At 71.5% G+C, this 13,106-nt stretch carries 10 protein-coding genes; 6 read left to right on the top strand and 4 right to left on the bottom strand.

What is annotated here, in order from left to right; all coding sequences use genetic code 11:
* Positions 1–102: 102 nt before the first annotated feature.
* Complete coding sequence (locus tag AB4880_RS00775) at positions 103–567, top strand: Lrp/AsnC family transcriptional regulator (protein WP_367917286.1); 465 nt, start codon at positions 103–105, stop codon at positions 565–567.
* A gap of 3 nt (positions 568–570) precedes the next feature.
* Here AB4880_RS00775 and AB4880_RS00770 read toward each other — a convergent pair whose 3' ends face one another.
* Complete coding sequence (locus AB4880_RS00770) at positions 571–1,206, bottom strand: TetR/AcrR family transcriptional regulator (protein ID WP_367917285.1); 636 nt, start codon at positions 1,204–1,206, stop codon at positions 571–573.
* Between the two features lie 102 nt (positions 1,207–1,308).
* On the opposite strand from AB4880_RS00770, the gene AB4880_RS00765 reads away from it, so the two are divergent.
* From AB4880_RS00765 to AB4880_RS00755, 3 genes are read left to right on the top strand one after another with little or no spacing between them, the layout of a single operon-like run.
* Positions 1,309–2,808: an aldehyde dehydrogenase gene (locus AB4880_RS00765; RefSeq protein ID WP_367917284.1), complete on the top strand. Its 1,500-nt coding sequence runs from the start codon at positions 1,309–1,311 to the stop codon at positions 2,806–2,808.
* 14 nt (positions 2,809–2,822) lie between these two features.
* Complete coding sequence (locus AB4880_RS00760) at positions 2,823–4,343, top strand: APC family permease (RefSeq protein ID WP_367917283.1); 1,521 nt, start codon at positions 2,823–2,825, stop codon at positions 4,341–4,343.
* Positions 4,343–6,397: an oxidoreductase gene (locus AB4880_RS00755; protein WP_367917282.1), complete on the top strand. Its 2,055-nt coding sequence runs from the start codon at positions 4,343–4,345 to the stop codon at positions 6,395–6,397. The genes AB4880_RS00760 and AB4880_RS00755 overlap by 1 nt, the downstream gene beginning before the upstream one ends.
* Positions 6,398–6,565: 168 nt before the next feature.
* Here the strand turns inward: AB4880_RS00755 and AB4880_RS00750 are convergent, their stop codons facing one another.
* Positions 6,566–7,387: a carbon-nitrogen hydrolase family protein gene (locus AB4880_RS00750; RefSeq protein ID WP_367917281.1), complete on the bottom strand. Its 822-nt coding sequence runs from the start codon at positions 7,385–7,387 to the stop codon at positions 6,566–6,568.
* A 198-nt stretch (positions 7,388–7,585) separates the two neighbouring features.
* On the opposite strand from AB4880_RS00750, the gene AB4880_RS00745 reads away from it, so the two are divergent.
* Together AB4880_RS00745 and AB4880_RS00740 are read left to right on the top strand one after the other, a co-directional pair.
* Positions 7,586–9,007, top strand: coding sequence for a purine-cytosine permease family protein (locus AB4880_RS00745; protein WP_367917280.1), 1,422 nt, complete (start codon positions 7,586–7,588; stop codon positions 9,005–9,007).
* Positions 9,004–10,521, top strand: coding sequence for a GMC family oxidoreductase (locus AB4880_RS00740; protein WP_367917279.1), 1,518 nt, complete (start codon positions 9,004–9,006; stop codon positions 10,519–10,521). Before AB4880_RS00745 ends, AB4880_RS00740 begins: the two co-directional genes overlap by 4 nt.
* 85 nt (positions 10,522–10,606) lie before the next feature.
* On the opposite strand, the gene AB4880_RS00735 is transcribed toward AB4880_RS00740, so the two are convergent.
* Both AB4880_RS00735 and AB4880_RS00730 read right to left on the bottom strand, forming a co-directional pair.
* Entirely contained in the window at positions 10,607–11,743 is a 1,137-nt protein-coding gene (locus tag AB4880_RS00735; RefSeq protein ID WP_367917278.1) for a class II histone deacetylase, read from the bottom strand.
* Positions 11,743–13,002 (bottom strand): flavin-containing monooxygenase, encoded by a 1,260-nt coding sequence (locus AB4880_RS00730; protein ID WP_367917277.1) that lies wholly within the window; start codon positions 13,000–13,002, stop codon positions 11,743–11,745. The genes AB4880_RS00735 and AB4880_RS00730 overlap by 1 nt, the downstream gene beginning before the upstream one ends.
* Positions 13,003–13,106: the final 104 nt, after the last annotated feature.

Here is a 13,106-nt window from a genome sequence, read left to right as displayed (position 1 = left end):
CCGGATCACATGACAAGCGATTCCGAAGGTGAGTAGCACAAACGCAACGGAATCCGTACTTGGTTGTTGCACGAGGGGCGCGTGGGCTGTGAAGATCTGCCCGTGAGCAAGCCCAAGCCGACCCCGCTGGACGACGTCTCGAAGGCGATCATCGCCGAGCTCCAGGAGGACGGGCGGCGGTCGTACGCCGCGATCGGCAAGGCGGTGGGCCTCTCCGAGGCCGCCGTCCGGCAGCGGGTGCAGCGGCTCGTGGACAGCGGCGTGATGCAGGTCGTCGCGGTGACCGACCCGACCGAGATCGGCTTCGCCCGCCAGGCCATGATCGGCATCCGCGCCTCCGGCGAGCTCGAGCCGGTCGCCGACGCCCTCGCCGAGGTCAAGGAGGTCGACTACGTCGTCATCACGGCGGGCTCCTTCGACCTGCTCGCCGAGGTGGTGTGCGAGAGCGACGCGCACCTGCTGGAGATCATCTCGCGACGGATCCGCACCATCCCTGGCGTGATGTCGACCGAGACGCTGGTCTACCTGAAGCTGCGCAAGCAGACGTACTCGTGGGGCGTCCGCTGATCCCTATTCTTTGCCGCTTGCGGCAATGGAAGCGGCCGGCTTGATCCGGACGCCGGTGGTCGCGAAGGCATAGCTCGCGAGCTGCTCCTCGGCCCGCTCGAGGGTGAGCGAGGAGTTGTGGGCGAGCAGGTGCAGGCCGAGCGCGTCCTCGAGGGCCACGAAGTTGCGGGCGACGATGTCGGCCGGGTCGGTGAGGGTGAAGACGCCGGTGGCGCGGCCGACCTCGAGGACGGCGGCGTAGAGCGACACCTCGCGGTCGAAGAGCAGCGTCATCAAGGTGGCGTGCATCGGGCTGCGGCTGGCGTTGACCGAGATCTCGTCGAGGACCTGGCTGAGCAGCAGGTCGTGGCCGCGCGGCAGGCCGGAGTGCATGAGGCGCGCGAGCTTCTCCTCGGGCGAGAGGTCGCCCTCGAGGTCGCGCTGGCGCGCCCAGTAGTAGCGCTCGGTCGCAGCCTGGTGCGTGGCCTCGATCAGGTCGTCGAGGTCGGGGTAGTAGTAGGCGACCAGCCGGGGGGAGATGCCCGCCTCCTCGGCGATGCTCTTCATGGTCACGGCGCCCAGGCCGCGGGTCGCGATGATCGTCAGCGTCGCCGCGATGAGGTGCTCGCGGCGGGCGGCCTGGTCCTTGCGTCGTGCCATGCGCACACCGTAGCGCCCCCGCGCCGCGCCGGGCGCTGCCGTTGACAGCGGCGGGTGATCCGGGTCATATTTGCGCCGAAGCGCAAAGAAAGGACTTCCCGCGTGCCCACTCAGCAGGACCGGACTCACCAGGACTGGGTCAAGGAGGCCGCCGAGGTCGTCCTCCCCGACCGGCCGTTCATCGGCGGCCGCTTCGTCGACGCCGGCGAGACGACCTTCGAGAACCGCAACCCCGCCAACGGCGCGCTGCTCGCCAAGGTCGCCGACGCCGGTACGGCGGGCGTCGACCAGGCCGTCCGCGCCGCCCGCGCCACCTTCGACTCGGGCGTGTGGAGCCGCGCCGGCGTCGCCTTCCGCCGGGAGCGGATGCTCGCCTTCGCCGACCTGCTCGCCCAGCACTCCGCCGAGCTCGCCATCCTCGACTCGCTCGACATGGGCAAGCGGGTGGTCGACGCCCACCAGCTCGACCTGCCGTTCTCGGTCAACCTGTTCCGCTACTACGCCGAGGCGATCGACAAGATCAACGACGAGGTCGCCCCGACCCCGCCGGGCACGCTCGGCCTGATCCGCCGGGTGCCGCTGGGCGTCGTCGGCGCCGTCGTGCCGTGGAACTACCCGGTCGACATGCTCGCCTGGAAGGTCGCGCCCGCGATGGCCGCCGGCAACAGCGTCGTCCTCAAGCCGGCCGAGCAGTCGCCGTCGTCCGCGCTGCGGATCGCCGAGCTGGCCGCCGAGGCCGGCATCCCGGACGGCGTCCTCAATGTCGTCCCCGGCCTGGGCGAGACCACCGGTCGCGCGCTCGGCCTGCACCCGGACGTCGACGTCCTCGCGTTCACCGGCTCCACCGAGGTGGGCGCCTACTTCCTGCAGTACGCCGGCCAGTCCAACCTCAAGCAGGTCTGGCTCGAGTGCGGCGGCAAGAGCCCGCACCTGGTCTTCGCCGACGCCGAGGACCTCGCCGCGACCGCGAAGGCCACCGCCTTCGGCATCTGGTTCAACCAGGGCGCCGTGTGCTCCGCGCACTCGCGGGTCCTCGTCCAGCGCGAGGTGCACGAGGAGTTCGTGGCGCTCGTCGCGGCCGAGGCGGCGGCGTACGCGCCGGGCGACCCGCTCGACCCGGCCGCCGGCATGGGCGCGATCGTCTCGCCCGAGCAGACCGACCGGATCATGCAGTTCGTCGACGAGGCCCGGGCGACATCCGCCCGCCTCGTCACCGGCGGTGAGCGGATCACCCGCGACGGCAGCGACTGCTACGTGCGACCGACCGTCTTCGACGGCGTCGACCCGTCGTCCACCCTCGCCCGCGAGGAGGTCTTCGGGCCGGTCCTCGCGATCACGCCGTTCGACACCGAGGAGGAGGCCGTCACCCTGGCCAACGACACGGCGTACGGCCTGGCCGCCTCGGTGGCGACCAGCAGCCTGAGCCGGGCGCACCGGCTCGCCGAGCGCATTCACGCCGGCACGATCACCGTCAACGGCGTCGACGCCTTCAGCGCGTGGACCCCCTTCGGCGGCTTCAAGGGCTCCGGCTTCGGCCGCGACCTGTCCCTGCACGCCCTCGACAAGTACGTCGGTCTCAAGACCGTCTGGATCAACCACTGAATCCGGGAGCCCCCATGTCCGACAACAACCGCCCCACGCAGCTGGCCGCCGAGCAGCAAGCGATGCTGCACAAGACGCTGGGCCGCTTCGACATCATCTTCCTGCTCATCGCCGCCGTCGTCGGCCTCGAGACCCTCGGCCAGGTCTCGACCTTCGGCGCCGAGGCGTTCACCTGGGCGCTCGTGCTCGCCGTCTTCTTCCTCGTGCCCTACGGCCTGATCTTCGCCGAGACCGGCGCGGCGTTCAGCGAGGAGGGCGGCGCCTACACCTGGGTGCGCGACGCCTTCGGCAGGCCGGCCGCGGCGGTGGCGTCGCTGCTCAACTGGGTGACCCAGCCGGTGTGGGTGGGCGGCTCGATGTCCTTCCTCGCCGCCGAGACGGTCAGCACCTACATCACCCCGCTGCCGGCGGGCTCCTTCGCCGACTACGTCTTCAAGCTCGTCTTCATCTGGATCACCGTCCTCGCCGCGGTCGTCAGCCTGCGCAAGGGCAAGTGGCTGCCGACCAGCGGTGCGGTGCTGAAGGTCGGCGTCCTGGTGCTCTTCGTGGTGACGACGGCGATCTACGCCGTCCAGCACGGCGTCGAGGGCCTCAGCACGGGCGACTTCAGCCCCACCCTGCTCGGCCTGTTCGGCTCGGTCCCGATCCTGTTGTTCGCCTACCTCGGCTTCGAGTCCGGTAACAGCGCCGCCGGCGAGATGGAGAACCCGGGGCGCGACGTCCCGGTCTCGATCGCCCGCTCCTGCGCGACCGCCGCCTTCTGCTACCTGGTGCCGATCCTGTCGATCCTGCTCGTCGTCCCGAAGGACCAGATCACCGGCATCGGCGGCTTCCTCGACGCCGTCAAGACCGTCTTCTCCGTCTACGGCGACGCCGCCGGCCCGATGCTGAAGATCACCGCGATCGTCGTCGTCTACGTGCTGATGAGCCAGGGTTCGGCCTGGATGATCATCTCCGACCGGATGCAGGCGATGACCGCCGCCGACGGCTCCTTCTTCAACGGCTTCTTCGGCCGCTTCCACCCGGGCCTCGGCACGCCGGTGCGGGTCAACCTGCTCTCCGGCGTCACGGCCACGGTCTTCATGCTGGTCGCGATGGTGGTGTCCGGCACGGGAGGCGCGATCTTCGGCGTCGTCCTCACCATCTCCATCTCGACCTTCCTGCTCGCCTACCTCTTCGTCATCCCGTCGGCTGTCAAGCTGCGCCGGATGTACCCCGAGGTCGAGCGCCCCTTCCGGGTGCCCGTCTCCGACCGCGTCTTCGCGCTGCTCGGCTGGCTCGCGTTCGCCTGGATCATCCTCGGTTCCTGGGTCGCCGTCTTCCCCGGCACCCTCGAGCACCTCTTCGGCCTCGACTACGACTTCAAGGACATCTGGGGCGTCTCCCAGGGGACCTTCGAGGCCTTCACCCTCGGCACCCTCGCCGTGATCGGCGCCCTCGGCGCGATCGGCTACGTCTTCGGCCGGTCGGTCCGCGCGGGCAGTGCCTCCAGCTCTGACAACCCTGACAGCTCTGAGATCAAGGAAACCGTCTGATGACGTCGCCGTACGACATCCTCTTCGAGCCCGTGCAGATCGGGCCCGTCACCGCCAAGAACCGCTTCTACCAGGTGCCCCATTGCAACGGCATGGGCTACCGCGACCCGAGCGCGCAGGCCTCGATGCGCAAGATCAAGGCCGAGGGCGGTTGGTCGGTCGTGTGTACCGAGCAGGTCGAGATCCACGCGACGTCCGACATCGCGCCCTTCATCGAGCTGCGGATCTGGGACGACCAGGACCTGCCCGCGCTCAAGCGGATCGCCGACGCGATCCACGAGGGCGGCGGCCTGGCCGGCATCGAGCTCGCGCACAACGGCATGAACGCGCCGAACCAGCTCAGCCGCGAGACCCCGCTCGGTCCGCAGCACCTCCCCGTCGCGCCCGACACGATCGCGCCGGTGCAGGCGCGGGCGATGACGAAGCAGGACATCGACGACCTGCGGCGCTGGCACCGCAACGCCGTACGGCGCTCGCTCGAGGCGGGCTACGACATCGTCTACGTCTACGGCGCGCACGGCTACGGCGCTCCGCACCACTTCCTCTCGCGGCGCTACAACAACCGCACCGACGAGTACGGCGGCTCGCTCGAGAACCGGATGCGCCTGCTCAAGGAGCTCCTGGAGGACACCCTCGACGAGGTCGCCGGCCGCGCCGCCGTGGCCTGCCGGATCACGGTCGAGGAGGAGATCGACGGCGGCATCACCCGCGAGGACATCGAGGGCGTGCTGCGCGAGCTCGGCGAGCTCCCGGACCTGTGGGACTTCGCGATGGGCAGCTGGGAGGGCGACTCGGTCACCTCGCGGTTCGCCCCCGAGGGTCGCCAGGAGGAGTTCGTCGCGGGGCTGAAGAAGCTCACCACCAAGCCCGTCGTCGGCGTCGGCCGGTTCACCTCGCCGGACGCCATGGTGCGCCAGGTCAAGGCCGGCATCCTCGACCTGATCGGCGCGGCCCGGCCCTCGATCGCCGACCCGTTCCTGCCGAACAAGATCCGCGACGGCCGGCTCAACCTGATCCGCGAGTGCATCGGCTGCAACATCTGCGTGTCCGGCGACCTCACCATGTCGCCGATCCGCTGCACCCAGAACCCCAGCATGGGCGAGGAGTGGCGCCGCGGCTGGCACCCGGAGCGGATCCGGGCCAAGGAGAGCGACGCGCGCATCCTCGTCGTCGGCGCCGGCCCGTCGGGCCTGGAGGCCGCGCGAGCGCTCGGCGTCCGCGGCTACGACGTCGTCCTGGCCGAGGCGGGGCGCGACCTCGGCGGCCGCGTCACCCAGGAGTCGGCGCTGCCCGGCCTCTCGGCGTGGGGCCGCGTCAAGGAGTACCGCGAGGCCGTCCTCGCCGAGCTGCCCAACGTGGAGATCTACCGCGAGAGCCCGATGACCGGCGACGACATCGTCGAGTTCGGCTTCGAGCACGTCATCACCGCGACCGGCGCCACCTGGCGCACCGACGGTGTCGCGCGCTTCCACACCACCGCGCTGCCGATCGCCGAGGGCGCGCAGGTGCTCGGCCCGGACGACCTGTTCGCCGGCCGGCTGCCCGACGGCAAGAAGGTCGTGGTGTACGACGACGACCACTACTACCTCGGTGGTGTCGTCGCCGAGCTGCTCGCTCAGAAGGGCTACGAGGTCTCCATCGTCACGCCCGGCGCGCAGGTCTCGTCGTGGACCAACAACACCTTCGAGATCAACCGCATCCAGCGCCGCCTGATCGAGAACGGCATCACCCGCGTCACCGACCACGCCGTCGTCGCCGTCGGCAACGGGGGAGTGACCGTCCGCGACGTCTACGCGAGCCGGGAGCGCGACCTCGACTGCGACGCCGTCGTCATGGTGACCGCCCGCCTGCCCCGCGAGGAGCTGTACCTCGACCTCGTCGCCCGCCGCGACGCCGGCGAGATCGCCTCCGTGCGCGGCATCGGCGACGCCTGGGCGCCCGGCACCATCGCCGCCGCCGTGTGGTCGGGCCGCCGTGCGGCCGAGGAGTTCGACGCCGTCCTGCCCTCGAACGACGAGGTGCCGTTCCGGCGCGAGGTGACCCAGCTGGCCTGAGGCGCAATCACGCCGGCCGGGGGCCCGGTGCGGAGGCGGGTTCCGTCTCCGCACCGGGTCTTTCCTCCGGGTCGGTCGCCGACCCGGCACAAACAAGCTCGCAAGATGCGCCGACCCGGCACAAACTGGCTCGCGAGATGCGCCGACCCGGCAGAAACTTCTGCCGGGTCAGTAGAGGTCGGGGCGGGTGTCGGTCCAGAGGGCGGCGCCGTGCCGGTCGGCCGTGGCGATGCCGGCCGCGAGGTCGACGGTGCAGACGGTGACCGCGGGGCCGTCGGCGTCGTGGCGGGGCGCCTCGCAGACGACGGCGCCGTCGGGCGCGATCACCCGGCTGCGGCCGAACATCGCGGCGTCGCCTTCGCCGCCGGCCTGGTTGACGGTCACCCACCACTGGCCGTTGGCGAGTGCGTTGGCCGGGTGCAGCAGGTCCCACCAGGTCTCGGCGCCGGCCTCGTAGGCGGCGGGCATCACGACCAGCCGGGCGCCGCGCTCGCGCAGCGCGCGGGCATAGCCGGGGTGGTCGCCGTCGAAGCAGGTGGCCATGCCGACCGGGCCGAAGGGCTCGGTCGCGACGACCGACACCTCGGAGCCCGCGGCGAAGACGGCGTCCTCGGCGGTGGGCCGGTAGAGGTGGGCCTTGCGATGCCGGCCGACGACGGCGCCGCTCGGGTCGTACGCGAACGTCGTGTTGTACGTCGCCCCGTCGGCCAGCTCCGGCACCGACCCCGCGAACAGCCAGATCCCGTGGGTGCGGGCGGCCGCCGCGAGCCGGTCGCTGCGGGGGCCGGGCACCGGCTCGGCCGCCGCGGCCACGATCTCGCCGAGTCGCGGCGCGTCGTAGCCGCTGGCCCAGAGCTCGGGCAGGACCACCAGCTCGGCGCCCGCGTGGGCGGCGTCCGCGATCAGGGCGAGCGCGGTCTCGAGGTTGGTGGTGGGGTCGCCGGGCACGGCGTGCCACTGGACCAGCCCGATGGTGACGCGGCTCTGCATGGGTACTCCTTCGACGAGGGACGAACGCCTCATCCCAGGCCCCGGCCGAGGCGATGTCAACGACCGGGGTCATCTGGTTTGCCGATGCAGAGCAACGAAAACCGGTGTTGGTCGGCGAGCCGCGCGCGGCCCTACCGTGAGCGGGATCACGACTCCCGCGCCCGGCGCCGGAATCGGCCCTCAGGAAGGGGACACCCCATGCAGCACGATGCAGGCGAGACCACGATGACGGTCGAGAAGCGCACCATCGACCACATCCCGGTCACCGAACGGCACGGGCGCGCCCGCGACCTGTTCACGATCTGGTTCGGCTCCAACATCATGCTGCTCACCGTGGCAACCGGCGTGGTCGCGACCGCCGTCTACGGACTGCCGATCTGGGCGGCGGTGCTCGCGCTCGTGGTCGGCCATGCGGTCGGCGGCGTGGTGATGGCGCTGCACGCGGCGCAGGGCCCCCAGATGGGCGTGCCGCAGATGCTGCAGACGCGGGCCCAGTTCGGCTCCTACGGCAGCCTGCTCGTCGTCGTCCTCGTGATCTTCATGTACGTCGGCTTCTTCGCCTCCAACATGGTCCTCGGCGGCCAGGCGGTCTCCAGCCTGTTCGGGCTCGACGAGACCGTCGCGATCGTCCTGATCGGACTGGTCAGCGTGCTCGGCGCGATCGTCGGCTACCGGATGATCCATGCGCTGACCGGCCTGATGAGCCTGGTCTCGGGCGTGGTCATGGTCCTCGCGTTCGTGTGGATGCTCGGCGTCCACCACCTGCCGACCGGCGCCTTCCACGCCGACGGCGCCACCCTGGCCGGCTTCATGGGGACGGTGTCGCTCGCCGCGCTGTGGCAGATCGCCTACGCGCCGTACGTCTCCGACTACACCCGCTACATGCCGCGCGACACCGGTGTGCGCCCCGCGTTCTGGGCGACGTACGCCGGAGCGGTGCTCGGCTCGCTGTTCCCGATGATCCTCGGCGCGATGGTCGGCGCCGCGCTGCCGGACGCCGACACGGTGAGCGGCCTGCAGGACCTGACGCACGGCGTCGGCGGCCTGGTCATCGGGGTCTTCGGCATCGGCATCGCCTGCACCAACGCGATGAACCTCTACTGTGGCGCGCTCTCGACGATCACGGTCGGCCAGACGATCTTCCCGAAGTGGGTGCCCGGCGCCTCGGCGCGCGCGGTCGTGTCCGCCGTCCTGTTCGCCGGCGCGGTCGTGATGGCGCTGGCCGGCAAGGACAACTTCCTCGTCAACTTCACCAACTTCATGCTTCTCCTGCTGTGCGTGCTGGTGCCGTGGACGGCGGTCAACCTGGTCGACTACTACGCGCTCAAGCACGGCGAGTACGACATCGACTCGCTCTTCGAGCGCGACGGCGGCCGCTACGGCCGGTTCAACCCGATCGCGGTCGCCTGCTACTTCCTCGGCATCCTGGTGCAGATCCCGTTCCTGGTCACCACGAAGTACACCGGCCCGATCGGCGAGCGGCTCGGCTTCGTCGACATCTCCTGGATCGTCGGCCTGGCCGTCATCTGCCCGCTCTACCTGTTCCTGATGAAGCGCTTCGGCCGCTTCGCCGGCCACCGCCCGGTCGTGGAGGCGGCCGCGCAGGGCAGCGTCGCGTGACGGAGTTCGACTACCTCGTCGTCGGCGGTGGTACGGCGGGCAGCCTGCTCGCCGCGCGCCTGAGCGAGGACCCGGGCGTCACCGTCGGGCTCCTCGAGTGGGGCCCGGACGACGAGCGCGAGCCACGCGCCCGCGAGCTGCGCCGCTGGGCGGAGATGCTCGAGGGGGAGTACGACCTCGACTACCGCAGCGTCCCGCAGGAGCGCGGCAACTCGGCGATCCGCCAGGCCCGGCTGCGGATCCTCGGTGGCTGCTCCGACGGCAACACGATGATCTCGTGGCGCACGCTCGCCGCCGACCTCGACGAGTGGGTCGAGCGCGGCGCCGCCGGCTGGACTCCGGACGTCATCCAGCCCTACTACGACCGGCTCCGGACGCCGATCCAGCCGGTCGCGCCCGAGGACCGCAACCCGATGGTGGCCGACATGGTCGCCGCCGCGGTGGCCGCACTCGACATCCCGCTCCAGGACGCCTGGAACGACGGCCGCCTCGACGAGCGCGCCGAGGGCGCCGGCTTCTTCGAGGTCGGCTACACGCCCGACGGCAACGTCCGGTCGTCGACGTCGATCCACTACCTGCACCCGGCGCGCGCCACGCGCGACAACCTGGCCGTCGTCCTGGACGCGCGGGTCGAGAGGGTCGACGTCGTCGACGGCCGCGCGACCGGCGTCCGGGCGCGGGTCGACGGCGCGTTGGTGACCTTCACCGCCCGCCGTGAGGTGATCCTCTGCTGCGGCGCGATCGACACCCCGCGGCTGCTGCAGCTGTCCGGCATCGGGCCGCGCGCCGTCCTCGAGGCGGCGGGGGTCGCGGTCGTGGCGGACCTGCCGGGCGTGGGGGAGAACCTGATGGACCACGCCGAGGGCCTGGTCGTCTGGGAGCTCGCGGAGTCGCCGCCGCCGACCTGCGCGAGCGGCTGGGACGCCGGCGCCCTGGTCAGCATCGTCGAGCCGCACGACCGGCCCGACGTCCTCATGCACTTCCCGGTCGAGCCGTGGGCCGTCCACGCCGAGGCCTATGGCGCCCGGCTGCCCGAGCGGATCGTGTCGATCGCCCCGAACGTCGCCCGCCCCGCCTCTCGCGGCCGCGTGTGGATCACCTCGGCCGATCCCGAGGCCGCGCCGTCGATCGACTACCGCTACTTCACCGACCCCGAGGGCCGGGACGAGGCCACCCTGGTCGCGGGCGTGCGCCTCGCGCGGCGGATCGCCGAGGCCGAGCCCTTCGCCTCCCGGCTGGTCCGCGAGGTCTTCCCGGGCCCGGACGTGCAGACCGACGGGCAGATCAGCGAGGTCGCCCGGGCGACCCACCAGACCGTCTACCACGTCAGCGGGACGTGCGCGATCGGGGCGGACGACGATCCGCTCGCCGTCCTGCGGCCGGATCTGCGGGTGCGCGGGGTCGAGGGATTGCGCGTCGTCGACGCGTCGGTGTTCCCGCAGCTGGTCGCGACCAACCCGGTGGTCACCGTGATGATGGTCGCCGAGCGCGCGGCCGACCTCATCCGCGGCTGACGACGCCGCTGCGCGGGGGTCGTGTGCCTGAGACCGCGTCTAGGCGGGTTCTCAGGCACACGACTCCACACGGAGCCGGCCGGCCCTATTCGCCGGCCAGCTCCTCGACCAGCTCGGCGACGATGGCGAGCTGGTAGGTCAGGGTCCGCGCGGACGGCTGCTGCGCGATGAAGGTCTCCTCGAACGGGTCGACGACCTCGGTGCGGATGCCCGAGAGCGTCTCGACGATCGCGAGCCCGCAGAAGGGCACCTCCGACTCGGCGTACCCGCCCTCGTGGACGGCGACGACCCGGCCGTCGCACACCTCGTCGGCGACCTCCATGACCAGGGCGGTCATCTGGCGGAAGCTGTCGGCGTAGAGCAGCTGGCGGGCCAGCGGGTCGACCATGTTGGCGTCGAGGCCGCTGGCGATGACGATCAGCTCGGGCGCGAAGTCGCGGACGGCGGGCAGCACGATGTCGCGCATCGCCGCGAGGTAGGTCTCGTGGCCCGCGCCCGGGGGCAGCGGGACGTTCAGGTTGTAGCCCAGCCCGGCGCCGCGGCCGCGGTCGGCGGTGGTGCCGGTGTCGACCGGGAAGCAGTTCTCCTGGTGGATCGACACGGTGAGGACGTCGTCGCGCTCGTAGTAGACCGCCTCGGTGCCGTTGCCGTGGTGCACGTCCCAGTCGATGACGGCGACCCGGCCGAGACCGTGCTCGGCCTTGGCCGCCTCGACCGCGATCGCGATATTCGCGAGCAGGCAGAAGCCCATGCCCTCGTCGGGCAGGCAGTGGTGACCCGGCGGACGGGAGAGTGCGTAGGCGTTGCGATAGCGGCCGGTCACCACGTCGGCGACGGCACGCTTGGCCAGGCCGGCGGAGAGCGCGGCGATCTCGAAGCCGCCGTGCGAGAACAGCGCCTCGGGGCCGATCTCGCCGCCCTTGCCGGCGCTGAGCTCGGCGAACCGGTCGAGGTACGCCGCGGGGTGCACCCGCTCCATGTCCTCACGGGTCACCGGCTCGGCGCTCAGGACGTCGAGCCGGTCGGCGAGGCCGGACACGTCGAGCAGCGACTTGAACCGCCGCTTCGACTCCGGCGACTCCGGGTGCCCGCCGGTCGCGAGCGGCTGGAGCCACCCGCCGACCGGCAGGAAGAGGACCGCCTCACCCGTGCTGTGCCACAGGCAGCGCTCGTCGTGGTAGAACGCCGTCCCGGTGCCGGGAGCGCCCGCCGCGGCGGTCACTACGCACGCGCCTGACGGTCGTAGTCGGCATAGCTGCGCTGGGTCGCGATGTGGCCGGCGACGTGCTTGGCGTCGTGCCAGACGCCCCAGATGAAGCTGGAGCCGCGGCGCGAGAGCCAGGGGAGGCCGACGAAGTAGACGCCGGGCTCGGTGGAGACGCCGCGGCGGTGGGCCGGGCGGCCGTTCTCGTCGAGGGCGTCGACCTGGAGCCAGCTGTAGTCGGTGGCGAACCCGGTCGCCCAGATCACCGAGGTGACGCCGGCGGCGGCGAGGTCGAGCGACAGCAGCGGGGTGGTGGCGGCCTGCGGGTCGGGGCCGAGGATGTGGGCCTGCGGCTCCTGGGGCAGGTCGATGCCGTTGCGGGCGACGTACTCGTCAGCGGCCCGGAGCAGGGCGAGGTAGTTGGCGTCGCCCAGGGCGATGTTCTCGGCGAGGTCCTCGCGGAAGGTGAGGGTGCCGGCGTCGTAGGTGTCGGTCATGCCGACGAGCTGGATGCCGGTCGCCTCGAGGGCGCGGAAGTCGACGGTGTGGCCGCCGCGGGCGCCGCTGACGGCGATCGTGACGTGCTCGGCGCCGGCGGCGGGCGTCTCGAGGTCCCACAGGCCGAGGACGCCGAGCCACCAGCAGAAGTCGCGGCCGCGGTAGCTCCGCGGGGGACGGTCGTGCGGGCCGACGGAGAGGAAGACCTGGCGGCCCGAGCGCTGCAGCTCGTCGGCGATCTGGACGCCGGACGACCCGGCGCCCACGACGAGGACGGCGCCCTCGGGGAGCTGCGCGGGGTTGCGGTAGCTGCTGGAGTGCATCTGCAGCTCGACTGCGCCGTCGGGGACGATCGGCGGGTAGACCGGCTTCTGGAAGGGGCCGGTGGCGGCGACGACGTACCGGGCGTCGATGACGCCGTCGGAGGTCTCGACGCGGAAGCCGGGGCGGCCCTCGTGGCGGGTCACGGAGGTGACCTCGACGCCGGTCTTGATGGGGGCGTTGATCTTCTCGGCGTACGCCTCGAAGTAGGCGGCCACCTGGTCCTTGGTCGCGAAGCCGTCGGCGTCGACGTCCTGGAACTCCAGGCCGGGGAAGCGGTCGTGCCACGCGGGGCCGTTGGCGACGAGCGAGTCCCAGCGCATGGTGCGCCAGCGCTCGGCGATCCGCTCGCGCTCCAGCACGAGGTGCGGCACGCCGTTCTCGCTCAGGTGCTCGCTCATCGCCACGCCGGCCTGGCCGGCGCCGACGACGAGGACCTCGACCTCCTGGTTCGACATCCCCAACCTCCACTCTCGAATCGGCATCTGCCTCGGGGGGAGACGTGCCGCTGCGGCACGTCCGTTGATGACGATCCTGAACGCCGCCGAGTCCTCTGTCCAAC

The organism is Nocardioides ginsengisoli (assembly GCF_039537225.1).
GTDB lineage: Bacteria > Actinomycetota > Actinomycetes > Propionibacteriales > Nocardioidaceae > Nocardioides > Nocardioides ginsengisoli.
Note: the sequence above shows the minus strand (reverse complement) of the source record. Positions and strands in the feature narration are given on the sequence as shown.

Excerpts from the sequence above, each read along its gene's own strand:
- AB4880_RS00760 (WP_367917283.1), top strand. The coding sequence starts at position 2,823 with ATGTCCGACAACAACCGCCCCACGCAGCTGGCCGCCGAGCAGCAAGCG.
- AB4880_RS00755 (WP_367917282.1), top strand. The coding sequence starts at position 4,343 with ATGACGTCGCCGTACGACATCCTCTTCGAGCCCGTGCAGATCGGGCCC.
- AB4880_RS00745 (WP_367917280.1), top strand. The coding sequence starts at position 7,586 with ATGCAGCACGATGCAGGCGAGACCACGATGACGGTCGAGAAGCGCACC.
- AB4880_RS00750 (WP_367917281.1), bottom strand. The coding sequence starts at position 7,387 with ATGCAGAGCCGCGTCACCATCGGGCTGGTCCAGTGGCACGCCGTGCCC.
- AB4880_RS00730 (WP_367917277.1), bottom strand. The coding sequence starts at position 13,002 with ATGTCGAACCAGGAGGTCGAGGTCCTCGTCGTCGGCGCCGGCCAGGCC.
- AB4880_RS00770 (WP_367917285.1), bottom strand. The coding sequence starts at position 1,206 with ATGGCACGACGCAAGGACCAGGCCGCCCGCCGCGAGCACCTCATCGCG.